This window comes from Providencia sp. LY12 (assembly GCF_057621555.1).
The window spans coordinates 2,665,623-2,689,888 of record NZ_CM172594.1 but is presented as its reverse complement, the minus strand read 5'-3'; the positions used below and the strand labels follow the sequence as shown (position 1 = coordinate 2,689,888).

Below are 24,266 nucleotides of genomic sequence, written 5' to 3'. Positions count from 1 at the left end.
AATTTTTGACGAAGAACGTATTTATGTTTAACGCCTGCTAAAGCGGGCCTTTGGGAAGCATGCTGACTATGGCTACGATATATGTAGACGGCAAAGAATATGACGTAAACGGGTCTGAAAACCTGTTACAAGCCTGCTTATCGTTGGGGCTAGATATTCCTTATTTTTGCTGGCATCCGGCGCTGGGAAGCGTTGGCGCTTGCCGCCAGTGTGCGGTGAAGCAGTATCAAAACGCAGATGACACTCGTGGTCGCCTCGTGATGTCTTGTATGACACCGGCAACGGAAGGCACTTACATCTCAATCGATGATGAAGAAGCCAAACAATTCCGTGAAAGTGTTGTTGAATGGCTGATGACCAACCACCCACACGACTGCCCAGTCTGTGAGGAAGGCGGTAACTGCCACTTACAAGATATGACGGTGATGACCGGTCATACCATGCGTAAGTATCGTTTTACAAAACGCACGCACGTAAACCAAGATCTCGGTCCATTCATTAGTCATGAAATGAACCGTTGTATCGCATGTTACCGTTGCGTTCGTTACTACAAAGATTATGCCGATGGCACCGATTTAGGTGTGTATGGCGCGCATAACTATGTCTACTTTGGTCGTACTGAAGACGGCACGCTGGAAAGTGAATTTTCCGGTAACCTCGTTGAAGTGTGCCCAACAGGGGTATTCACCGACAAAACGCACTCAGAACGTTATAACCGTAAATGGGATATGCAATTTGCACCGGGTATCTGCCAACAGTGCAGCATCGGTTGTAATACCAGCCCAGGTGAGCGTTATGGTGAACTACGCCGTATTGAAAACCGCTATAACGGTTCTGTAAACCATTACTTCCTGTGTGACCGCGGTCGCTTCGGTTATGGCTACGTAAACCGTAAAGACCGTCCTCGCCAAGCGCTGTTAACCAAAGATGGCGTACAGCAGGTGGTTTCGGCGATTGAAGCAATGCAAAGCGGTGCGCAGATCATCAATCAAGCGAAAAAAGTGATTGGTATCGGTTCTCCACGTGCTAGCGTCGAAAGTAACTACGCACTGCGTGCTTTAGTGGGTGCTGAAAACTTCTACTCTGGTATTTCTAAGGATGAACAACGTCGCTTAGCGCTGATGCAAAACATCCTGCAAAACGGTGGTGTTTACACCCCAACATTGCGTGAAATCGAAGGCTACGATGCGGTATTAGTACTGGGTGAAGATTTAACTCAGACAGGCGCCCGTATGGCATTATCTGTTCGCCAAGCGGTGAAAGGTAAAGCTCGTGAAATGGCAGCAGCACAGAAAGTCGCTGACTGGCAAATCGCAGCGATTCAAAACATTGGTCAACACGCCAAATATCCACTATTTATCACTAACGTGGATGACACGCGTTTAGATGACGTTGCGGCTTACAACTACCGTGCGCCAGTGGCTGACCAAGCGCGTTTCGGTTTTGCGATTGCTAACCTGATCAACGGTGACGCACCAGCAGTAAATGATTTACCAGCTGATGTGAAAGCGAAAGTAGAAACCGTAGCTCAAGCCTTAGCGGGTGCGAAAAAACCGCTGATTATCAGTGGTAGCCATAGCGCTAGCGATGCGGTGATCGAAGCCGCAGCTAACGTGGCATTTGCGCTGAAAGCGAAGGGTGCGAACGTCGGTCTGTCTTATGTCGCGTCTCATGCCAACAGCTTTGGTCTTGCGATGATGAACGCATTGCCATTAGAAAATGCGTTCTCACGCATTGAAGCTAACGAAGCGGATGTGGCTATCGTGATGGAAAATGACCTTTACCGTCATAGCACTGTGGATGCCGTCAATAGCGCATTAGCGAAATTGAAGCACCTGATCGTGGCAGACCACCAGCACACAGACATCATGGATAAAGCGACATTAGTCCTGCCAGCGGCAAGTTTTGCTGAAGCAGACGGTACGCTTATCAACCAAGAAGGTCGTGCTCAACGCTTCTTCCAAGTCTTTGACCCAACTTACTACGATAACAGCATCGTGATGAACGAAAGCTGGCGCTGGATGCATTCACTGCAAACTGAAGCGCAGCAGCGTGATGCAGATTGGTCGCAATTAGATCACGTTATCGAAGAGTGTGTGGCTGCACTGCCGCAATTTGCGGGTATTAGAGATACAGCTCCGAAAGCCTCTTTCCGTATTCGTGGACAGAAACTGGCGCGTGAACCGCATCGTTACAGCGGTCGTACGGCAATGCTGGCAGACAAATCGGTTCATGAACCGCGTCAACCGCAAGATATCGATTCACCATTTGCGTTCTCAATGGAAGGGAATAACCAACCGAAAGCGCCACGCCAGCAAATTCCATTTGCATGGGCACCGGGCTGGAACTCACCACAAGCATGGAACAAATTCCAAGCAGAGGTGGGCGGACACTTACTGTTTGGTGATCCGGGTGTGCGTTTATTCAATTCGACAGAAAGCAAATTGGCGTACTTCACTGAGGTTCCGGCGGCTTACCAAAGCGGCGAAGCACAGTGGGTTGTGGCACCTTACTATCATTTATTTGGTAGTGATGAAACTTCACAACGTTCTGATGTGATCCAGCAACGTATGCCTGAGCCTTATATCATGTTGAACGCGCAAGATGCGGCGACACTCGGTCTAAATGCTGGCGTGAAAGCTGAATTTAGTCATGCAGGTCAAACCTTTAATCTGCCAGTGCGCATTAGTCAGCACCTTGCTGTGGGTCAAATTGGTTTACCACTGGGTATGCCGGGAATTGCTCCGGTAATGGCGGGCGTGTCAGTGAATAATCTGCGGAGGGGCGCATGATGGATTGGATTTCTCCTGCGGTGATGGAAGTCCTGATTTCCATCCTTAAATCGGTTGTTATCTTGCTGGTTGTTGTGACCTGCGGGGCATACATGAGTCTCGGCGAACGCCGTATTCTCGGTCTATTCCAGAACCGTTACGGTCCTAACCGTGTGGGTCCATTTGGAATGGGACAACTGATTGCCGACATGTTCAAAATGCTGTTTAAAGAGGACTGGATCCCAGAGTTCGCGGACAAGAAAATCTTTACGCTTGCGCCGGTTATCGCATTTTGTTCTCTGTTCTTAGCGTTTGCCATTGTGCCAGTCAGCCCGACTTGGCACGTCGCTGACCTGAACATCGGGATCTTATTCTTCCTGATGATGGCAGGTCTGGCAGTGTACGCGGTACTGTTCGCCGGTTGGTCAAGTAACAACAAATACTCCTTATTGGGTGCGATGCGTGCATCGGCTCAAACGGTGAGTTATGAAGTGTTCTTAGGCTTGTCACTGATGGGTGTGGTCGCGCAAGCGGGTTCATTCAACTTAATCGACATCGTGAATTCCCAAGAGGGTATGTGGAACGTGATCCCACAATTCTTTGGTTTCATCACGTTTGCGATTGCGGGTGTCGCGGTATGTCACCGTCATCCATTTGACCAGCCAGAAGCGGAACAAGAGATTGCCGACGGTTACCATGTGGAATATTCCGGTATGAAATTCGGTCTGTTCTTTGTGGGCGAATATATCGGTATCGTGACTGTGTCCGCGCTGATTGTAACGCTGTTCTTTGGTGGTTGGCATGGTCCATTCCTGCCTGCTTTCCTGTGGTTTGCGATTAAAACAGCCTTCTTCATGATGATGTTCATCTTGATCCGTGCTTCATTACCGCGTCCACGTTATGACCAAGTAATGTCCTTCGGCTGGAAAATTTGTCTGCCACTGACACTGCTTAACCTGCTGGGTACCGCAGCAGTGATTTTATACAACGCTCAGTAAGGGGTGATTGAACCATGACATTAAAAGAGTTATTGGTCGGTTTCGCCACCCAAGTACGCAGTATTTGGATGGTGGGTCTACATGCGTTCGATAAACGGGAAACGCAAATGTACCCAGAAGAGCCGGTTTATCTGCCACCCCGTTACCGTGGGCGCATCGTGCTAACGCGCGATCCTGATGGTGAAGAGCGTTGTGTTGCGTGTAACTTGTGTGCGGTTGCTTGCCCAGTGGGGTGTATCTCACTGCAAAAAGCTGAGCACGAAGATGGACGCTGGTATCCCGAATTTTTCCGCGTGAACTTCTCTCGCTGCATTTTCTGTGGTCTGTGTGAAGAGGCTTGCCCAACCACGGCAATCCAATTGACGCCAGATTTCGAAATGGCAGATTGGCGTCGTCAGGACTTGGTTTATGAGAAAAACGACCTGTTGATTTCAGGACCGGGCAAATATCCTGATTATAACTTTTACCGTAAATCAGGTATGGCGATCGCAGGTAAAGATAAAGGCGAAGCGGATAACGAAGCGAAACCTATCAACGTCAAAGACCTGTTGCCGTAAGGAGCGATATTCATGGAATTTACATTTTATATCGCCGGTCTAGTTGCTGTTTTAGCAACTTTGAGGGTGATTACTAATACCAATCCAGTGCATGCGCTACTGTATCTGGTGGTTTCTCTATTGGCACTTTCAATGGTGTTCTTCTCGCTCGGTGCGTATTTTGCCGGAGCATTGGAGATTATCGTTTACGCTGGCGCCATTATGGTTCTGTTTGTTTTCGTGGTGATGATGTTGAACTTAGGTCGCTCAGTACAAGAACAAGAGCGTGCTTGGTTAACACCGAAAACGTGGATTGGTCCCGCAGTGCTATCTGCCGTTTTACTGGGCATTTTAGTGTATGGGATCACCAGCCTTTCTCACCAAGAAAAAACGGAAGGTGTGATTATCACAGCGAAAGAAGTGGGTATCAGCTTGTTTGGTCCTTACGTCTTAGCTGTTGAATTAGCATCGTTATTATTACTCGCGGGTCTGGTTGTTGCCTTCCATGTGGGTCGTGACCGTTCAGAAAACAGCGCTGATCTTGTCAGCAACAGCCGTAATGCGGGGGAGAAACAATGATACCTCTTCAACATGGTCTGATTTTAGCGGCAATTATCTTTGTAATGGGACTGAGCTGTCTTGTTATTCGCCGTAACCTGCTTTTCATGCTGATCGGACTGGAAATCATGGTGAACGCAACGGCATTAGCCTTTGTGGTCGCGGGCAGTTTTTGGGGGCAACCAGATGGCCAGATTATGTATATTCTGGCAATCACTCTGGCGGCAGCGGAGGCGAGTATTGGATTGGCGTTGTTACTGCAACTCCATCGTCATCGTCAAAACCTGAACATTGATAAAGTCAGTGAGATGCGCGAATGAACTTACTCTATTTAACGATTCTGTTCCCGCTGTTAGGGTCTGTGCTTCTCGCATTTTCCCGCGGTCGTTGGTCAGAAAATGTATCCGCGATTATCGGTGCAGGCTCAGTGGGTCTGGCCGCTCTAGTTGCATTTTATGCAGGCTCTGAGTTTTTAACTCATGAAGCTGGGTATGTTTATCCACAAATGTTATGGACTTGGATGTCCGTGGGTAATTTCACCATTCCATTTAGCCTGTCCCTTGATGGTCTATCACTAACCATGTTAGGTGTGGTAACGGGTGTGGGCTTCCTTATTCATGTGTATGCCTCTTGGTATATGCGTGGCGAGGAAGGTTACTCACGTTTCTTCACTTACACTAACCTGTTTATCGCGAGCATGGTGGTATTAGTGCTGGCTGATAACATGATGCTGATGTATCTCGGTTGGGAAGGGGTAGGGCTGTGCAGTTATCTGTTGATTGGTTTCTATTACACCAACCCAGAGAACGGCAAAGCGGCAATGAAAGCCTTCTTCGTAACCCGTATCGGTGACGTGTTCTTGGCTATCGGCATGTTTATCCTGTACAACGAATTGGGTACCTTAAACTTCAGCGAAATGGCACAACGTGCGACTCAGTTGTCTCCAGAAGGCTTATCGATGCTGAACTGGGCAACGCTGATGTTATTAGGTGGTGCGGTAGGTAAATCAGCTCAGCTGCCATTACAAACATGGTTAGCCGATGCGATGGCGGGTCCAACGCCAGTATCTGCACTGATCCACGCCGCAACCATGGTTACTGCGGGTGTGTACTTAATCGCGCGTACTCATGGTCTGTTCCTATTAACCCCAGACATTCTGCACTTAGTGGGTGTTGTGGGTGCGGTAACATTGCTGTTTGCAGGTTTCGCAGCACTGGTTCAAACGGATATCAAACGTGTTCTTGCTTACTCGACTATGAGCCAGATTGGTTACATGTTCTTGGCTCTGGGCGTACAAGCATGGGATGCGGCAATTTTCCACTTAATGACGCACGCCTTCTTCAAAGCGTTACTGTTCCTGTCCGCAGGTTCGGTGATCATCGCGTGTCATCACGAGCAAAACATCTTCAAAATGGGTGGGCTGCGTAAGCAAATTCCATTCGTTTATATTGTGATGTTAATCGGTGGTAGTGCATTGGCCGCGTTGCCTCTGTTTACTTCTGGCTTCTACAGTAAAGATGCCATCTTGTGGGGCGCGAAAGTGGATGGGCAAACTGTGCTGTTATGGGCGGGTATCATCGGTGCATTAATGACCGCAATTTACACCTTCCGTATGATTTTCATCGTCTTCCACGGTGAAGCAAAAATCAAAGCGCATAAAGTTAAAGGCATCACTCACACTGTACCACTGGCTATTTTGGCAATCCTTGCAACCTTCGTGGGTGCGATGATCCACCAGCCATTAGAGGGCGTATTCCCTGCAAAACCTATGGAAGCTGAAGACGGTAAACTGTTTATCGAAGCTATCTCGGGTGGGTTTGCTATCGCAGGTCTGTTGATTGCGACGTTCCTCTATCTGTTTAGACGTTCTATCGTTGATGCGATTGCGAAAACAGCAATTGGTCGTTTCTTCTCAACGTGGTGGTACCACGCATGGGGCTTCGACTGGTTGTATGATGTAATTTTTGTAAAACCTTTCAAAGGAATTGCATGGTTACTCGAAAGCGATCCGATTAACTCACTGATGAATATCCCTGCACATCTTTCACGTTGGGCAAACAAAGGGCTAGCAGTGAGTGAAAACGGTCAGATCCGTTGGTATGTTGCCTCTCTGGGGCTGGGTGCAGTGCTGATTCTTGCTCTGCTGCTTTTGGTTTAATTAAGGGACACATTGCGCCATGCAATTATATTGGCTAATACTTATTCCCTTTATCGGTGGCCTGCTAAGCTGGCAGGCAGACCGATTCAGTCACCGCGCACCTCGTTGGGTTGCGCTGGGGACAATGGGGATCACGCTTATCCTTGCGGTACTATTTTGGGCCCAAGGGGATTATTCGCTGGTTAACCCGCAAGGTATTCCAGAGTGGCAAAATACATACTCAACGGAATGGATCCCTGCGCTAGGTATCAATTTCTCGTTAGCGGTTGATGGATTATCGCTGTTGATGGTGGTGTTAACCGCCATCATGGGCGCGTTTTCAATCCTCAGTTCGTGGAGCGAGCAGCAAGAGAACCAAGGTGCTTATCACTTTAACCTGCTATGGATTATTGCAGGTGTGATGGGGATCTTTACGGCAGTTGACCTTTTCTTATTCTTCTTCTTCTGGGAGATGATGTTGATCCCGATGTACTTCCTGATTGCGAATTGGGGACACAAAGGGTCAGGTAACCGCCAGCATGTTAAGGCAGCGACAAAATTCTTTATCTATACGCAAGTCAGCGGTTTGATCATGCTGGTGGCGATTATCGGCTTAGTTATCCTTCACTGGATTGCGTTCAATGAGCTGACATTCGACTATAACGCGTTGCTAGGTACTGAAAGTGCGTTGTCAGGTACGGCGAGCTTCTTGTTGATGCTGGGCTTCTTTATTGCTTTCGCAGTAAAAATGCCATTAGTGCCATTCCATGGGTGGATGGCAGATACCCAAGAACAGTCGCCAACGGCGGGTTCTGTCGATATCTCCGGTATCATGCTGAAAACAGCCGCATACGGTTTGTTACGTTTTGTACTGCCATTGTTCCCTGAAGCTTCACTGCAATTTACACCAGTGGCAATGACGCTGGGTGTGATCAGTATCTTCTACGGTGCATGGTTAGCATTCAAACAGACGGATATTAAACGTTTAGCGGCGTACAGTAGCTTATCCCATATGGGCTTTGTTACCGTGGCTATCTACGCAGCATCGACACTGGCCTATCAAGGTGCTGTGGTGCAAATGATCACCAACGGTCTGTCGGGTGCGGCGCTGATTATTATCAGTGGTCAGCTGTACGAACGTACTCAGACTCGTGATATGCGCATGATGGGTGGATTATGGAAGCGCATCAAATGGTTACCGGGTTTATCCCTGTTCTTTGCCGCAGCAACCTTAGGTATGCCGGGCACAGGTAACTTTATCGGCGAATTCATGATCTTCTTCGGTAGCTTCAGCCAATTCACATTAGTGACCTGCATTATGGTGTTTGGTGTGGTGTTTGCCTCTATCTATGCACTATGGATGATGCAGCAGACTTACTACGGAACGCCGAAATCAGAGACTGAACTGAAAGGGCTAACGGCTCGCGAGTTTGGTGTTTTACTGGTTCTGGCGGCTTTATTGGTTATCATTGGTTTCTACCCGCAACCTATCTTAGATACGTCTGCGGGTTCGATGGAAACACTGCATAACCTGTATTCTGCTTCACTTTCAACACAAGGGTAGTAATTCGCCATGACAATAACAACTTTAGAATTGTTAGCAATGCTGCCGTTAATCCTTTCTGGATTGACCGCAGTGATTGTGATGCTGTCAATTGCGTGGCGGCGAGATCATTTAAGCAGTGCCGGAATAACGGTTGTTGGCTTTCTCCTGACATTTGTTTCACTGATTTGGGTTAACGGCTATGCCATTCCTACATCAGTGGGCGAAGAAGCATTACTGCCAAGAGCAGTGACTTCATTGCTGTTAGTTGATGGTTTTGCACTGTTCTACTCAGGACTGGTTCTGATCGCAGGTATGGGTACCGCTATTTTTGCTTATCATTGGCTAGAAGGCTTTAATGATAACAAAGAAGAGTTTTACCTCTTATTGAGCATTGCGGTGACGGGTGGTGTTCTGCTGGGAATGTCGAACCATATGGCTTCGATGTTCATCGGTATTGAATTGATCTCTATTCCACTATTTGGTCTGGTGGCTTATACCTTTGAACGTAGCCGTACTTTAGAAGCGGGTATCAAGTATATGGTGTTATCCGCAGCAGCGTCGTCATTCCTGCTGTTTGGTATCGCTTTATTATACGCAGAATCAGGTAGCTTAAGCTTCAGCGTCGTCGGTCAAAGTTTAGCGAATAGCAGCATTCACGCGCCACTGATTTTAGTTGGTTTAGGTATGATGATTGTTGGCTTCGGCTTTAAATTATCGTTGTTCCCATTCCAACTATGGACGCCAGACGTTTATCAAGGTGCGCCTGCGCCAGTTGCCGCTTTCTTAGCAACGGGCAGTAAAATCGCTATCTTTGCGGTGTTGGTTCGTATCTTCTTAGAAGCACCGATTACGCATGTTGATGGCATCGCACAAACAGATACATTATTAGCGGTTGTTGGTGTGATTGCGATTGCGTCAATCTTGTTTGGTAACTTACTGGCATTGACTCAGAAGAGTGCGAAGCGTCTGCTTGGTTACTCATCTATCGCTCATATGGGTTACTTACTGGTTACATTGGTGGCAATGCGTGTTGATGCCCAATTGGCACAAGTCACCATTGCTATCTACCTGGTGAGCTATTTGTTAGCGAGCTTGGGTGCGTTTGGTGTGGTTAGCGTGATTTCGAGCCCATACCGTGGTGATGACCAAGATGATTTCAGTGCATTCCGCGGCTTATTCTGGCACAAGCCAGTCTTGGCGATGGTGATGACGGTGATGATGTTATCTCTAGCGGGTATTCCTATTACGCTTGGGTTCATTGGTAAGTTCTATGCCATCCTTTCGGCCGTATATGCACAATTGTGGTGGCTGACAGGGGCTGTGGTGGTAGGTAGTGCACTTGGATTATTCTACTACTTGCGCTTTATGGCGAGCTTATATAGCCGTGATGCAGAACATGCAGACCGTTATACTGGTCCAGAAAAAATGACGTTGGGAACTGTGTTTGCGGCGCTGTGTGCGATAGCGGTTATCGTGTTTGGTCTGTGGCCACAACCGATTATTGATATTGCAACATCAACACTGCCAGCACTTAGCTAAGTTTTAGTAAACAGCTAGGTTTTAGTAAACAAGTCAGTTCTGATAAAATCCCCGTTACCTAACAGTAACGGGGATTTTTTTAATCCGGTAATTGTCGTTGATATTGGTATTCAATATCGTTCAAATAGGTCATTAGCATTTGGCTAACGGTTTTAATTTGGTCGAAATTCAAACACTCCTCTGAGACTCTTTCACTCATAAAACCGCACCAAGATTCCCAATAGGATTTTAAAGCGCCAGCTTGAGTGATAATGGTCTGTTTGTGGGCTTCTATTTGATTGATGTCATTGGCATAGCTCATAAGCTGTGAGATTCGAAATATATTATTATCTATCGTATTTATTTCTTCACGAGCCTCAATAATTTGGTCACTGATATAGATTCTTACATCAACAAGTTGACTAAATTCGAGACCATCGTCCACCATCGTTAATAAGTTACGAATATAACTAATAGCTGCTTTCAGAATGTCTTTTTTATTGGGCTGGATATCAATAGAATCGATAAGCTCTTTCCCTTGAAAATATCGGTCAAAGAAATCTGTAATTTTATGTTTTAATATAATATCTTCCGCCGCAAGGATCACAGAGAGATTGTTATTTAATTCATTAACCTTAGATTGCTTACTATTTTTAGAGTTGACGAGAAACTCTTTTTGCTTGGCATATTGCGAATGCTTTAGTTTGTTAGGTTCATTTAAATGAAAAACCAATAATGATTCTAATGTATAGCGTGTTTTTGAAATAAGCTTTTCAAGTTCGAATTTGACATCCATTAAGTCATCAACAAAGCCTGTCATCGCAATTTTTCGGCGAATATCGGATAGCTCATCATCATTATTTTCATATGCCAGTAATGCATAATCATCATTTTTAATAATATAGTTCAATTTGATTTTCAGAATGGGAACAGAGTTTCTAATCAGTTCATTGAGCCTTTCAATCTTAATTGCGATTTTTTGAATTCGACCATAAATAATATAATCATAGTTAAGAATGTTTTTATTAAAAGAGCTAATACTATTTGAAATACACCTTAATTGGTAGATATCAATGGAGGGTAACATAGGTAAATCGAGGTTATCATGCATATTAACGCCTTTTATTGTGAGTTTTTTTCATTGATTTGTAGCTCATCAAATAGCTTAATCAAATGAACTGAATAATCTTGAATAGAAGTCCAAGATGTGATGATACGTTTGAATTGCGTGATAAACCGGATCAGTTTTTCTGCATTGTTTATCCTTGCAAATATATCAATAGATTGTTTAATCTCTGTGAGGATGACGAGCCACATATAATCTAAGTGGTCAATAGCGAGACGTGCATCTTTAAATAAGCCTTCAATTTTATGCAAATTAATTTGAATATCAAAGATAGTTTGCTGTAGTAGCTCTTCTTGATGTAATTTATGATTTATTTCTTCGATTTCTTTAATTAATTTATTTTTTCTATCACGGATATTTTCTGCTTTTACACCAAAAATACTGCCTGTAATCACTAAGCCAATAATGCCCCCGGCAAGACCTGTAAAGCAAAGCTTAACATAGTGGCTATACTCCTGCTCTAATTGGTATAGTTCGTTTTTCTTAAAGGTGATAAGTTCTTTATAAAATGACTCGTTATTGCTGGGATCCTCGTTAGATTCTAATTGTTGATATAGTCCTTTTATTGTGAAGAGTAATGAATCTACATGGGTGTAGTCTGAAAGATATCCACCGGTAATATGAGCACGAAAATCTGAGACTGTATTTTTAATTTGAATGGTTTTAATCGATTGCTGTTTTATATCTCCTTTAATTAATTGCAAAATGCTTAACAGTTCAGTGGCAATTTGTTGATCATCGTTTTGATAGGTAATTTGGTTTAAATCGCTTTCAGATAAATCCTCTAAGCTGTCTGATATTTTTTGAATAATCGGCATGTGATTAATATATTCAAGAATTTGATCACCAGTTTGTATGATGTTACGACTTGTTAATGACAAATCAATGGATTGCTCTTTCACTTTGAGTTCAACGTTATCCCAGGTGTTAGCGTGTTTACGAATACTCAAAATCGCCTCAGTTAATTCACTAGCAGGCAGTAATGAATCATTTTCATCATTAATGCCGAACCATTTTAAAATATCAATTTCTTTGACAGGAAGGGTTAACGCAAACTGGACGTGTCGGTGAATATTAATTAAATCTTCGAGGGTGAATATACCTGCTGATCTTGCGGATAAGGAGTCTTGATTGGTTAACAATGCCAATGTTGCATCGCCAATGTTTTCCTTTTCAATAATTCTGTCATAGTTAGACTGAGTATTCATTCTGGATTTCCAATTAATTAAATAAAGATGGAGTGATAAAGTTAGAGAGCTAATTATCTTGTTGCCTTGATGATTAATGTATTGTTTTACGTTTCGTTTTTAATGGTTATAAGATTTTAATGATGATGAATTTCGAGTCGCTATAAAAATTTTATCGTAATAAGTTTTTAATAGTAATAAACAAGAGGCTAATCACGTTCAAATTTATAACTCATAACCTACTAGAAATGCAGGGCATATGTTGATATTAAAAAATGAAAATCAGCGCTAAAAAATAACTCATTGGTTGTAGTTTTAAGTATTCACTTATTACATAAATTACAATTTTTAAACTTATATATAGCGTCGTTTCTGCGCTCTTAAAGTGAATATTATAGTTTCTAAACAATAAGGAATTAAGTGTAATTAGGATTCAATATCTAGAATCAATCAAAGAATAAAAATAGTTTATAAGGTGAATTATTGATATTTTATATATTAATCACAAGTTGATAGTGAGGTTATACAAATAAGATGGGTGTGAGGCCTTATTTAACAGTTTGATATGACATGATTTTGAAAACGTACCCATGTCGTAAGCTTATCATTTTTGATTTCTATCTGACGTTTTTTTAAACATCTTGTGCTATTAATAATGAATGTATTAATAAATTACATTGCGATATATAATAATTGTAAGTAAATCGATGTCGTTGTGATGGTGCAGTGGGAATCTAAAGTGACAAAAACAAAAATTGATAAATTATTAGCTGAAATTCTGACCCATTTGTCTACATTAGTACTCAATCCTAACGAATATACCCGCTTAGCGTGGAAGATGGATGCAAAAGAGACGTTTCCGGGATTAGCGTGGTTATCGTCCCAAGATAGCTACCCTCAATTCTATTGGTATCACCGTACTGGCTCAGAGGAATGTAGTGCGTTAGGCACAGTAAAATCATTTAATGCTATCATGGATGCTGAGCAATTTATCTCCGAGCATACTGAAATCCCTGATATGCGATTATGGGGCCTCAATGGTTGGAATGGTGTGGGCGAAGGTATCAGTGAAACCCTTAAGCGAGAATCCGCATTCTATTTTCTACCTCGATTAGAAATCTTCCGCTTGCGCTCAACGGTGACTGTTGCTCTAAATATTGATGGTGCACAGGATCTCCAAGCCGCTATTGCTTTTGTACAGCAGTTAAATTCGGTATCGAATAGCGTATCCCCATTATCCACTCAAATCATTGGGCAGCAGCATATTCCCGATCATGATGAATGGTGTGCGTTACTCACTGGAGCCATTCACGATATGCGTGCAGGTAAAATGGAGAAAGTGGTGATGGCACGGGAAACCAAATTGTCACTATCTAAGCCCATAACTGCGGCAGAGTTTTTATCTGCTAGCCAAAAAGTGAATCACCATTGCTACCATTTTATGATGGCGTTTAGTGCGCACTCCGGCTTTATGTCATCGACTCCAGAGCGTCTTTACTTGCGCCAAGGCACTCAACTTAATTCTGAAGCACTAGCGGGTACGGTTGCTAACCATGTTGATGATGGGATTGCGGCTGAAAATGCCAAATGGTTAATGGAAGACAGTAAAAACCAGCATGAAAATTTAGTGGTGGTTGATGATATTTGTCAGCAATTACAAGGTGCGGTAACGGGTATTGATGTCTCCCCCGCGAAGGTGATCCGCCTGAGAAAAATCCAACATTTATATCGCTCCATTGCCGCGACCCTATTAGCGCCCTCAGACAGCGATTGTTTGCAACGTTTACAACCGACGGCAGCGGTATGCGGCTTACCCCGTCGCGTTGCTCGTGAATTCCTTGCCGAGCACGAGCCATTTTCTCGTGGTTGGTATGCAGGAACGGGTGGCTTTGTCAGTTTAAATCGCAGTGAATTTGCGGTTTCTCTGCGCTGCGCTCAAATTGATGGTACCCAGATATCCCTCTATTCAGGTGCAGGGATTGTGAGTGGTTCAGATCCTGAACAAGAGTGGGAAGAAATTGAAAACAAAGCGGCTGGGCTGAAATCCTTACTTAAAACGCAATGAAAAACCAAGCACAATGAAAAAATAGCCTAAAAACCCTATAGCTAAAATGGTTATTTCTTTTTTATTTTCAATTAGTTCATGAAAAATTGTTTTGAGATCAAGAAATTTTTCTCAATCCTATTACACTCAGCATCATGAATAAGTTACCGAGCACATTATGTCGAATTCAGCATTTAATCTCCGTTGGGCTGAGGTAATTATTGAGGCGCTAGCCCGTCACGGAATGAAAAATATCTGCATAGCTCCCGGCTCTCGCTCCACGCCGTTAACGTTAGCCGCTGTGAATAATGCAAAACTTCATTGCCATACGCACTTTGATGAGCGCGGATTAGGTCATCTTGCTCTTGGGCTTGCGAAAGCGAGTGGAGAACCTGTTGGCGTGATTGTCACCTCAGGGACGGCAGTCGCTAACCTTTATCCCTCACTGATAGAAGCTGGATTAACGGGGGAAAAAGTCATTTTCCTCACGGCAGACAGACCGCCAGAATTAATTGACTGCGGTGCCAATCAGGCTATCCGCCAAACCCATATTTTTGCTAGCCATCCGTTCGAAAGTTTAATGCTACCAAGACCCACGCGCGATATTTCAGCGAAGTGGCTGGTTTCTGCGCTAGATAACGGGATGAATCAGCTGCGTCATGGGGCATTCCATGTGAACTGTCCTTTTGCTGAACCTCTGTATGGTGAAACTGAAGGGGAAACCGAGTGGCAAGCCAGTTTAGGTAATTGGTGGCAATCATCTCACCCGTGGCTAAGCGAACCTCCGACCCATACTGTCGCATTAGTGGCTGACTGGTATTTCTGGCGTCAGAAAAAAGGGGTCGTGATCGCAGGGCGTATGAGCAGCAGTGATGGCGAGCTTGTTGCAAAATGGGCGGCAGAACTGGGCTGGCCAGTTATCGGTGATGTACTTTCTCAGACTGGGCAACCTTATCCATGTGCTGATTTATGGTTACAACACCCGAATGCTAAAGCCTGGTTAGATGAAGCAGAATTAGTGGTTCAGTTTGGCTCCAGCTTAACAGGAAAACGCGCATTACAGTGGCAAAGCCAATGTCATCCTCAAGAGTATTGGATCATTGATACTATTCCAGGGCGCTTAGATCCCGCCAATCATCAGGGTCGTAAGCTCACTTGCAGCGTAAAAGGGTGGATAGAGCAACATCCCGCTCAACCTCGCGGTGCATGGTGTAAAGGCTTAACGGATCTGACAAGCCGCACGTTGCAACATGTTCAAGCCCAGCTACAAAACCAATTTTCTGAAGCGGCAGTGGCACATCAATTACCAGAGCTTCTCCCTCCTTGCGGACAACTTTTCGTGGGGAATAGTTTAATTGTGCGTTTAATTGATGCACTCGCACAATTGCCAGCGGGTTACCCTGTATTTAGTAACCGTGGCGCCAGTGGGATTGATGGTTTGATCTCGACGATGGCGGGGGTACAAAGAGCAACGGCGAAGCCGACTCTGGGTATCGTCGGGGATATCTCCGCATTGTATGACTTGAACAGCTTGGCATTGCTGCGTGAACCTTCTGCTCCTAGCGTATTGATTATTGTGAACAATAATGGCGGACAAATTTTCTCGATGCTGCCAACCTCCCCAGAAGCTCGCCAAAACTATTATTGCATGCCACAAAATGTAAGCTTTGAAGGTGCGGCGATGATGTTTGGTCTGCAATACTGCGCGCCAACAGATTGGTCGAGCTTAAAAGAGACAGTGCAAGAATTCTGGCTCAAGCAACGCGGTACACTGCTGATTGAGTTAGTGGTTGATGGGGATGAAGGTGCTCGAACACTAAAACAATTACTGCAAGACGTGGAAAGTTTACCGTGCTAGCGGCGCACTATTATCCGAGCCAGGAACAACCTGCCTACGGCGAAAAAACCCCGTGGCTAGTTTTCCTTCATGGTTTATTAGGGAGCCACGATGATTGGTCATCGATTGTTGAGGCTTGCCCCAATTATCCGCGCTTAGTGGTGGATTTGCCAGGGCATGGTGATTCACGCAATATCGGCTGCCAAGGTTTTGTTGATTTTGATACGCAACTGACTCAGTTGTTGGCGCGTTACTCTGTTTCGCAATATGTGTTGATTGGCTATTCGCTCGGCGCCCGCTTAGCGATGCACTTTGCCTGCTTTAGCACTCATCAAGGGCTACAAGGGTTGGTGATTGAAGGGGGCAACGTTGGTTTACAGAGTGAACAAGAACGTATTGCACGAGCCGATAATGACCATCGCTGGGCAGAACGTTTTCGACATCAGCCAATCGAACAGGTTTTGAATGACTGGTATCAACAAGCGGTTTTTGCCGACCTTACATCGGTTCAGCGTGAAAAATTGGTAGCACTCCGAGGTCAAAATAACCCATTGGCCGTTGCCGATATGCTAGAAAATACGTCGCTATCCAAACAACCATTTTTAGCTGAGTCATTAAAGCAATTATCTGTCCCTTACTGCTATTTTTGCGGTGAGAAAGACCAAAAATTTCGAGGCGTTTCGCAACAATATGCATTGCCGTTTACGCTAATTGATAATGCAGGGCATAATGCGCATCGGGAAAATCCCCAACATTATGCAGCTGCACTTCACTATTTTTTATCACACTGTGGTTAAAGGAACTTGATAATGATTTATCCAAGCGAAGAAAAACTGTACGCACCGATTGAGTGGCAAGATTGCTCGGCGGGTTTTGACGATATTCGATATCACAAATCCCCAGAAGGGATTGCTAAAATTACCATTAACCGCCCTGAAGTGCGCAATGCATTCCGTCCGCAAACCGTGAAAGAGATGATCCAAGCATTGTCAGACGCGCGTTATGACGACCATATCGGGACTATCATCCTAACGGGTGAAGGCGAAAAAGCGTTCTGTGCGGGTGGTGACCAGAAAATTCGTGGCGACTACGGCGGGTATCGCGATGAAAGCGGTACACACCATCTGAACGTATTGGATTTCCAACGTCAAATTCGCACCTGTCCAAAACCTGTTGTTGCAATGGTTGCCGGTTTCTCCATCGGTGGCGGTCACGTTTTACATATGATGTGTGACTTAACCATCGCAGCCGATAACGCGATTTTCGGTCAAACGGGTCCTAAAGTTGGTTCGTTTGATGGCGGTTGGGGCGCATCGTACATGGCTCGTATCGTCGGTCAAAAGAAAGCTCGCGAAATTTGGTTCCTGTGCCGTCAGTACAATGCGCAAGAAGCGTTAGACATGGGTCTGGTCAATACCGTTGTCCCTTATGCTGACCTAGAAAAAGAAACGGTGCGCTGGTGCCGTGAAATGCTGGAAAACAGCCCAATGGCATTACGTTGCTTGAAAGCGGCACTGAACGCTGACTGTGATGGTCAAGCGGGCCTGCAAGAATTAGCGGGTAACGCAACGATGCTGTTCTATATGACCGATGAAGGTCAAGAAGGGCGTAACGCATTCAACGAAAAACGTGCGCCAGATTTTTCTAAATATAAGCGTAATCCATAATGAGAAAAGCCAAACTTTACTCGTTCAGCCTGCCGATGGAGGCAGGCGTTATCCTTCGCTATCAACGACTAAAAACCCGTGATGGGCTTTTGGTTTGTTTACAAGATGGGGATAGCGAAGGCTGGGGGGAAATTTCACCTCTGCCGGAATTTAGCCGTGAAACCCTGGAAGAAGCAACAGCAGACACCATCGCATGGCTAAATGAATGGGTGAATGAAGGCACAATGACGCCAAGCCATTTACCTTCAGTTGCCTTTGGCTGTAGCTGTGCATTAGCAGAGCTGACCGGTGAACTTCCACAACAAGCTAATTATCGTAAAGCGCCATTATGCAGCGGTGACCCTGATGATCTAATCCTAAGCCTCGATGCCATGGAAGGGGAAAAAGTCGCCAAAGTGAAAGTGGGGCTTTATGAAGCTGTGCGTGATGGCATGGTGGCAAACTTATTATTGGAAGCGGTGCCTGAGCTAAAACTGCGCTTAGATGCTAACCGCAGCTGGACTCGAGCAAAAGCAGATGGTTTCGCTAAATATGTGAATCCAGATTACCGTGCACGAATTGCGTTCCTTGAAGAGCCATGCAAAACCCGTGAGGAGTCTTTGCAATTTTCTGCGGATACTGGTATCGCCATCGCATGGGATGAAAGTGTGCGCGAAGATGACTTCAAAGTAGAAGCGCAACCGGGAGTGGCGGCGATTATCATTAAACCGACCTTAACGGGCAGCTTGAGTTATTGCCGCAGTTTGGTGGAGCAAGCTCATCAGTTAGGGATGCAGGCTGTGATCAGCTCATCCATCGAAAGCAGCTTTGGTTTAACCCAATTAGCGCGGGTCGCAAATTGGCTAACGCCGAATACCATTCCAGGTTTAGATACGGTTTCACTGATCCAATCTCAATTGGTGAGACCTTGGCCACAATGCCAAATTCCTGTTCAACAGTTAGATGAGCTGACAGTTGTATGGCAGAGTTAGCATCATCGTCTAGCCGCTTTACCGACTGGCCTTGGCAGCATTGGGCCAGTCTTCAACCAAATAACATTGCACTTTTTACGGATACCGAATCGGTAACGTGGGCGGCGTTAAATCAGCAGATTGCCGATTTAGTCACTTACTTTGCGATGCAAGGCGTGCAAGAAGGGCAATGTGTCGCTTTGCGCGGTAAAAACTCCGTTGAACTGCTACTCAGTCAATTGGCATTGTTAGCTTGTGGGGCGAAAGTCTTGCTTCTCAATCCTCGCCTTCCTGAGCGGTTATTAAATGAATTACTGCCGCATCTTGATATTGGTGCAGTAATTGATTTTACCGATGAGCAGAATGCGTTAGCGGATTATCGCCATTTGGATCACCAGCTTTATTATCATTTTATTGAATATGATGATTTCCCTTCGGTGAGTTTTCAGAAAATCGCTGAGCAACCTGCAACGTTAATTTTAACTTCAGGTTCAACAGGGTTACCTAAAGCGGCTGTACACAGTATTTCGGCGCATTTGAACAGTGCGGCTGGCGTACTGAATGCCATGAATTATCAGCAAGAGGATTGCTGGCTACTTTCATTGCCATTATTTCACGTTTCAGGGCAAGGGATTGTATGGCGTTGGTTACTGAGCGGCGCAAAACTCGCCATTCGTTCTACACCATTGCCCGAAGCATTACAGGGTGTCACCCATGCCTCATTAGTGCCGACCCAACTATGGCGGTTACTGAATGACGAGATGCCATTAACTCTTTCGTTAAAAGAAGTCTTGTTGGGTGGCGCCATGATCCCAACCAGTTTAACGGAGCTAGCCGAGCAGCGCGGTATTGTATGTTGGAGCGGTTATGGGATGACAGAAATGGCATCAACCGTGTGCGCCAAACGTGCCGATGGTAAGAAAGGCGTGGGGCTTCCGTTAACGGGTAAACAAGTACGGCTGGTGGATGATGAAATTCAAATTCAGTCGGATAGCCAATCCTTAGGGTATTGGTTTGACGGGCAATTACATCCTTTAAATTTAGTGGATGGCTGGTTTAAAACCAATGACAAAGGCGCCTTTATTGAGGGTGAATATCAGGTTTTAGGTCGTTTGGATAATCTGTTCATTAGCGGCGGGGAGTGTGTGCAGCCTGAAGATATTGAAGCGGTGATCAATGCTTACCCTGATGTGCACCAAAGCTTTGTTGTTCCTGTTGATGATGTGCAATTTGGGCAGCGCCCGGTGGCAGTGATTGACGCGGATGAATCAATGGTTTTGAACATGCTGGCGGATTGGCTAAAAGATAAATTAGCCCCGTATCAATTCCCAATGGCGTTTTATCGTCTAGAACCTGAATTGAAAGCGGGGGGAATTAAAGTCTCTCGCCAGCAGGTGAAGCGATGGGTGTTAACACAAAGATAGTGATGAACTAAACGCGGAATGAATTAAGGAATAGATAAAAAGCGCTAGAGAGTTCTAGCGCTTGGTCATAACAGGAAATACTTGTTTATTTCAGCGCATTTAACGCTTTTTCAACACCCGCGCCGTATTCTGGGTGCACTTTCTTGAACAACTCGATTTGACGTTTTTGCGTCTCTTCTGACGCTTCAATCAACTCACTCGCTAAACGTTGGAACATACGTTGATGTTCTGCATCGTCCAGCAATTCATACAGTGCCCGAGGTTGGCTGAAGTAATCTTCATCTTCACGGTGATTCCAGTGATCCGCCGCACCTTCGATAGATAATGGCGGTTCGCTGTAGTCCGGTTGTTCTTGGAACATACCTGCGCTGTTTGGCTCATAGGTTACGGTATTGCTGCTATTACCATCAATGCGCATTGCACCATCACGATGATAATTATGGAATGGGCAGCGTGGGGCGTTCACCGGAATTTGATAGTGGTTAATACCTAAACGGTAACGCTGAGTATCCCCGTAAGAGAATAAGCGACCTTGCAGCATTTTGTCTGGAGAGAATCCAATGCCCGGAACGATATTCGCTGGGCTAAATGCCGCTTGCTCCACATCCGAGAAATAGTTATCTGGGTTGCGGTTCAGTTCAAAATAGCCTACATCAATCAATGGATAATCTTTGTGTGGCCACACTTTGGTTAGATCAAATGGGTTATAAGGGACGGTTGACGCCTCTTTTTCTGGCATGATCTGAATCTGTAAGTTCCAGCGAGGATATTCTTTACGTTGGATAGCATCGAACAGGTCACGTTGAGAGCTTTCACGATCTTTACCAATCAGCGCTTCTGCTTCGTCGTCCATAAGGTTTTCGATACCTTGCTGGCTACGGAAGTGGAATTTCACCCAAAAACGTTCGTTATTCGCATTGATAAAACTATAGGTATGGCTACCAAAACCGTGCATAAAGCGATAACTTTTCGGTAAGCCGCGGTCGCTGACATCAATGGTTAATTGATGAAGCGCTTCAGGTAAGTGGGAGAAGAAATCCCATTTATAGGCAGCGCTACGCATATTGGTGTAAGGGCAGCGTTTAACAACGTGGTTTAAGTCAGGGAATTTCAGTGGGTCACGCAGATAGAATACAGGGGTGTTGTTACCCACCATATCCCAGTTGCCTTCTTCGGTATAAAACTTCATGGCGAAACCACGGATATCGCGCTCGGCATCAGCTGCACCACGTTCACCGGCTACGGTGGAGAAGCGGACAAATAAATCGGTTTTCTTGCCAATTTCACTGAATAATTTAGCACGGGTATAGCGGGTAATGTCATGGGTGACAGTGAAAGTACCGAATGCCCCTGAACCTTTAGCGTGCATACGGCGCTCTGGGATCACTTCACGATCGAAGTGGGCGAGCTTTTCCAAAAACCAAACATCTTGCAACAGCATCGGGCCACGTTTACCCGCAGTCATCACGTTATTGTTATCCACAACAGGTGCGCCTGAAGCGGTAGTTAAACCTCTTTTTTTCATCACAATACTCCCAAGCTATTAGATTTATAGACTACACAAAAGTAACTAACTGGATGAATATTTGTAGAATATCACTTCATCTCTATAATAAACTTGATGAACAGTATAATAAGCAAAGAATTAATTATCTAATCGCTCTGACCAATCACTGTAATCATAGTAAGAAGTTTAGTCAGAAAATGAAGAATTGATTGAAGTAAACCACTGATGAATTTCACTTATTGTGCGTTAAACGGTGTTCTAACGTAAATTTAAGCAAAAAAGACTGAGTACGTGCACTAAATCACGTAACATCGTCACGATACTTTAATTTTTAATAATAAAGGAAATGATAATGCGCAAAGTTCTTTTAGCTGTTGCAGCGACCTCTGCATTTTATATGGGTGCTGCCCAAGCAATTTCTGCTGATTTCAGCGCGGGTGAACATTTTACAGAATTAAGTGCTGGTTTAGGAACTCAAGGTTCCGGTTTAGCATTTAATGGCTCTTGGGCTCGTAGCGATCATAATGGCGAGTTAGGTAGCTTAGGCGCAACTTTCGGTCTGCCATTAGGACCATTTAATGCCTATGTAGGTGGTAAAGCATTGTATTTATCTCCTGAAGATGGTTCTAACGGTGCAGCGGCAGCATTAGGCGGCGGCTTAAGTTGGCAAGCACTGCCATCATTAAGTTTCTACGGTGAAGCGTATGGCGCACCAGAATCACTGACTTCAGGCAGCAAATCCTACATGGAAGCGAAAGCAGGTGCGCGCTATACCGTGTTTAAACCGTTGTCGGTTGATGCGGGTTATCGTCTGATTGAGATGAAAGGCGCGCATGATGATCGTAATGAGAAACTTGCAGATGGTTGGTATGTGGGCGCCGGCCTGTCCTTCTAATATTCTCGTCATATTTTGATTTGTGGCGTTGTTGGCTGCTCTTGCCAACCCTGGTCGCATACTTATGTATGCTCCCTGGGATAGATTTTTCTTCATATTTCACGCTGTAGCGTTGTTGGCTGCTCTTGCTAACCCTAGTCACATACTTGTGTATGCTCCTAGGGATTAGCGCGTTTGCCGCCTAGCTACAACATGAACTATTTTGAAAAATGGCGGAACTGGATTTTTCAAAAAAACACCCCAATTTGGGGTGTTTTTTTATGAATGAAACTCTTGGGATTAACCTACGTTTGGTAGGAAGCCGGCCACGATGGCGAATTGGATGGCGATGACTGCGATACCGCACAGCAGAACTAAAGTGAGGATTGGTGTGCCGCCTTTGACGCGGTAAATGCCATTCGCTTCTAACTTGCGTACGCGCATGGTTAACAGTGCCGGTATGATTAATGCTAGGACTGATAATGCGACAGCGGCGTAAGTTAATGCTTGAACAAAACTACTGAAGAACAACGCTGCGAGTAACGGGGGTACGAAGGTCAGCAGCGTGGTTTGTGCACGACCAATAAAATCATTACTACGCTTAAATAAGTCTGCAAGGTAATCAAACAAACCTAAAGCCACACCTAAGAAGGAAGTCGCTAACGCTAAATCCATAAACAGGGCAACTGCCATATTCACACGAGGGGTGGCAACCACATCACGGATTGCGGTTAATAATCCATTTAAACCTGAAGACTGGGCAAGGATCCCCATAAATGTATTGGATGGGATAGAGCCTAATGTCGCTATCTGCCACAGAATGTAGGCAACCAGAGGAATTGCACTCCCTGTAATGAAAATGATACGCAGCTTGCGTACATCACCATTCATATAATTGACTAAACTTGGTACGCTTCCATGGAACCCAAAAGAGGTAAAAATCACGGGAACAGCAGCGAGTATAAGGCCTTTTTCCAGCGGCATTGTGCTTAGGTTAACCGCCTCGGCATGAGGCATCATAACGGCAAGCATAATCACTAAGAAAATCGTCTTAGCGGTGAAAAGAATACGGTTAATAAAATCAACAGAGTGTGTACCCACACAGACCACAGCCCCGCCAACAATGGTGAACATAATAATGGCTGTTTGAGTCGAAACCGTAATCCCCCACCAAGAAGATAGGCTATCAGAGATAAGCACTCCAGCCCCGCCAATATAGGCAGTTGTCAGAGCATACATCAGTAATAACATACTCAAACCAGTGACAATTTGACCGACAGGACCGAGGTACTTTTTCGCAACACTACCGAGCCCCATATTGGCAGGATTATGTTGATATACCTCGACTAGTAGTAATGAGGTATAACTCATTAGCATCCATAAACCAATTAACAAACATACTATTCCAGTGAAGCCAACACCTGCTGCCGCTAGCGGCATTGCTAGCATTCCTGCGCCAATTGTTGTTCCTGCCACGATCAAAATACTGCCAAGGGTACGATTCTTCACAAATTCCTCTGATTGAATTCGGGTTATTAATAATTTAAGCAGATTATGCGATTGCGATTACTCTGTCAAATCTGAAT

The 24,266-nt window shown here is 45.0% G+C and carries 19 protein-coding genes; 15 read left to right on the top strand and 4 right to left on the bottom strand.

All coding sequences use genetic code 11. The annotated features are described in order from the left end of the window. Nucleotides 1-59 precede the first annotated feature (59 nt). The 8 genes from nuoG to nuoN are packed head-to-tail and all read left to right on the top strand — an operon-like array spanning nucleotide 60 to nucleotide 10,085. Nucleotides 60-2,792, top strand: a complete 2,733-nt coding sequence (nuoG, locus tag ACY3ZI_RS12790) for an NADH-quinone oxidoreductase subunit NuoG (protein WP_487375295.1) — start codon at nucleotides 60-62, stop codon at nucleotides 2,790-2,792. Beyond that, nucleotides 2,792-3,769, top strand: coding sequence for an NADH-quinone oxidoreductase subunit NuoH (gene nuoH, locus ACY3ZI_RS12785; protein ID WP_036952747.1), 978 nt, complete (start codon nucleotides 2,792-2,794; stop codon nucleotides 3,767-3,769). Before nuoG ends, nuoH begins: the two co-directional genes overlap by 1 nt. A gap of 14 nt (nucleotides 3,770-3,783) precedes the next feature. Beyond that, entirely contained in the window at nucleotides 3,784-4,326 is a 543-nt protein-coding gene (gene nuoI, locus ACY3ZI_RS12780; RefSeq protein WP_004259834.1) for an NADH-quinone oxidoreductase subunit NuoI, read from the top strand. A gap of 12 nt (nucleotides 4,327-4,338) precedes the next feature. Then, complete coding sequence (gene nuoJ / locus ACY3ZI_RS12775; protein WP_036952750.1) at nucleotides 4,339-4,884, top strand: NADH-quinone oxidoreductase subunit J; 546 nt, start codon at nucleotides 4,339-4,341, stop codon at nucleotides 4,882-4,884. After that, nucleotides 4,881-5,183, top strand: a complete 303-nt coding sequence (gene nuoK / locus ACY3ZI_RS12770; RefSeq protein ID WP_006660292.1) for an NADH-quinone oxidoreductase subunit NuoK — start codon at nucleotides 4,881-4,883, stop codon at nucleotides 5,181-5,183. Before nuoJ ends, nuoK begins: the two co-directional genes overlap by 4 nt. Further along, nucleotides 5,180-7,021 (top strand): NADH-quinone oxidoreductase subunit L, encoded by a 1,842-nt coding sequence (nuoL, locus tag ACY3ZI_RS12765; protein ID WP_211886048.1) that lies wholly within the window; start codon nucleotides 5,180-5,182, stop codon nucleotides 7,019-7,021. The genes nuoK and nuoL overlap by 4 nt, the downstream gene beginning before the upstream one ends. Before the next feature lie 19 nt (nucleotides 7,022-7,040). Continuing rightward, nucleotides 7,041-8,564, top strand: a complete 1,524-nt coding sequence (nuoM, locus tag ACY3ZI_RS12760; RefSeq protein WP_211886046.1) for an NADH-quinone oxidoreductase subunit M — start codon at nucleotides 7,041-7,043, stop codon at nucleotides 8,562-8,564. Nucleotides 8,565-8,573: 9 nt separating this feature from the next. Beyond that, nucleotides 8,574-10,085, top strand: coding sequence for an NADH-quinone oxidoreductase subunit NuoN (gene nuoN / locus ACY3ZI_RS12755; RefSeq protein ID WP_487375294.1), 1,512 nt, complete (start codon nucleotides 8,574-8,576; stop codon nucleotides 10,083-10,085). 79 nt (nucleotides 10,086-10,164) lie between these two features. On the opposite strand, the gene ACY3ZI_RS12750 is transcribed toward nuoN, so the two are convergent. Then, entirely contained in the window at nucleotides 10,165-11,175 is a 1,011-nt protein-coding gene (locus ACY3ZI_RS12750; RefSeq protein WP_211886044.1) for an alpha-xenorhabdolysin family binary toxin subunit B, read from the bottom strand. 11 nt (nucleotides 11,176-11,186) lie between these two features. Beyond that, complete coding sequence (locus ACY3ZI_RS12745; protein ID WP_211886043.1) at nucleotides 11,187-12,398, bottom strand: alpha-xenorhabdolysin family binary toxin subunit A; 1,212 nt, start codon at nucleotides 12,396-12,398, stop codon at nucleotides 11,187-11,189. A gap of 718 nt (nucleotides 12,399-13,116) precedes the next feature. On the opposite strand from ACY3ZI_RS12745, the gene ACY3ZI_RS12740 reads away from it, so the two are divergent. The 6 genes from ACY3ZI_RS12740 to menE all read left to right on the top strand — a co-directional run bounded on the left by ACY3ZI_RS12740 (nucleotide 13,117) and on the right by menE (nucleotide 20,299). Beyond that, nucleotides 13,117-14,442, top strand: coding sequence for an isochorismate synthase (locus ACY3ZI_RS12740; RefSeq protein ID WP_211886042.1), 1,326 nt, complete (start codon nucleotides 13,117-13,119; stop codon nucleotides 14,440-14,442). 157 nt (nucleotides 14,443-14,599) lie between these two features. Continuing rightward, entirely contained in the window at nucleotides 14,600-16,279 is a 1,680-nt protein-coding gene (gene menD, locus ACY3ZI_RS12735) for a 2-succinyl-5-enolpyruvyl-6-hydroxy-3-cyclohexene-1-carboxylic-acid synthase (RefSeq protein WP_487375293.1), read from the top strand. Next, nucleotides 16,273-17,055, top strand: a complete 783-nt coding sequence (gene menH / locus ACY3ZI_RS12730; protein ID WP_487375292.1) for a 2-succinyl-6-hydroxy-2,4-cyclohexadiene-1-carboxylate synthase — start codon at nucleotides 16,273-16,275, stop codon at nucleotides 17,053-17,055. The genes menD and menH overlap by 7 nt, the downstream gene beginning before the upstream one ends. A 12-nt stretch (nucleotides 17,056-17,067) precedes the next feature. Continuing rightward, the gene (gene menB / locus ACY3ZI_RS12725) at nucleotides 17,068-17,925 is read left to right on the top strand and encodes a 1,4-dihydroxy-2-naphthoyl-CoA synthase (protein WP_036952775.1); all 858 of its coding nucleotides are present in this window, start codon (nucleotides 17,068-17,070) and stop codon (nucleotides 17,923-17,925) included. Further along, nucleotides 17,925-18,896, top strand: a complete 972-nt coding sequence (menC, locus tag ACY3ZI_RS12720; RefSeq protein ID WP_154609455.1) for an o-succinylbenzoate synthase — start codon at nucleotides 17,925-17,927, stop codon at nucleotides 18,894-18,896. The genes menB and menC overlap by 1 nt, the downstream gene beginning before the upstream one ends. Then, nucleotides 18,884-20,299, top strand: a complete 1,416-nt coding sequence (gene menE / locus ACY3ZI_RS12715) for an o-succinylbenzoate--CoA ligase (RefSeq protein WP_487375291.1) — start codon at nucleotides 18,884-18,886, stop codon at nucleotides 20,297-20,299. Before menC ends, menE begins: the two co-directional genes overlap by 13 nt. An 85-nt stretch (nucleotides 20,300-20,384) precedes the next feature. On the opposite strand, the gene ACY3ZI_RS12710 is transcribed toward menE, so the two are convergent. Beyond that, the gene (locus ACY3ZI_RS12710) at nucleotides 20,385-21,824 is read right to left on the bottom strand and encodes a catalase (RefSeq protein WP_487375290.1); all 1,440 of its coding nucleotides are present in this window, start codon (nucleotides 21,822-21,824) and stop codon (nucleotides 20,385-20,387) included. A gap of 334 nt (nucleotides 21,825-22,158) precedes the next feature. Between ACY3ZI_RS12710 and ACY3ZI_RS12705 the strand changes: the two genes are divergently transcribed. Continuing rightward, complete coding sequence (locus tag ACY3ZI_RS12705; protein WP_006661376.1) at nucleotides 22,159-22,701, top strand: YfaZ family outer membrane protein; 543 nt, start codon at nucleotides 22,159-22,161, stop codon at nucleotides 22,699-22,701. Between the two features lie 279 nt (nucleotides 22,702-22,980). Here ACY3ZI_RS12705 and tyrP read toward each other — a convergent pair whose 3' ends face one another. Then, complete coding sequence (tyrP, locus tag ACY3ZI_RS12700; protein WP_249215456.1) at nucleotides 22,981-24,129, bottom strand: tyrosine transporter TyrP; 1,149 nt, start codon at nucleotides 24,127-24,129, stop codon at nucleotides 22,981-22,983. Nucleotides 24,130-24,266: the final 137 nt, after the last annotated feature.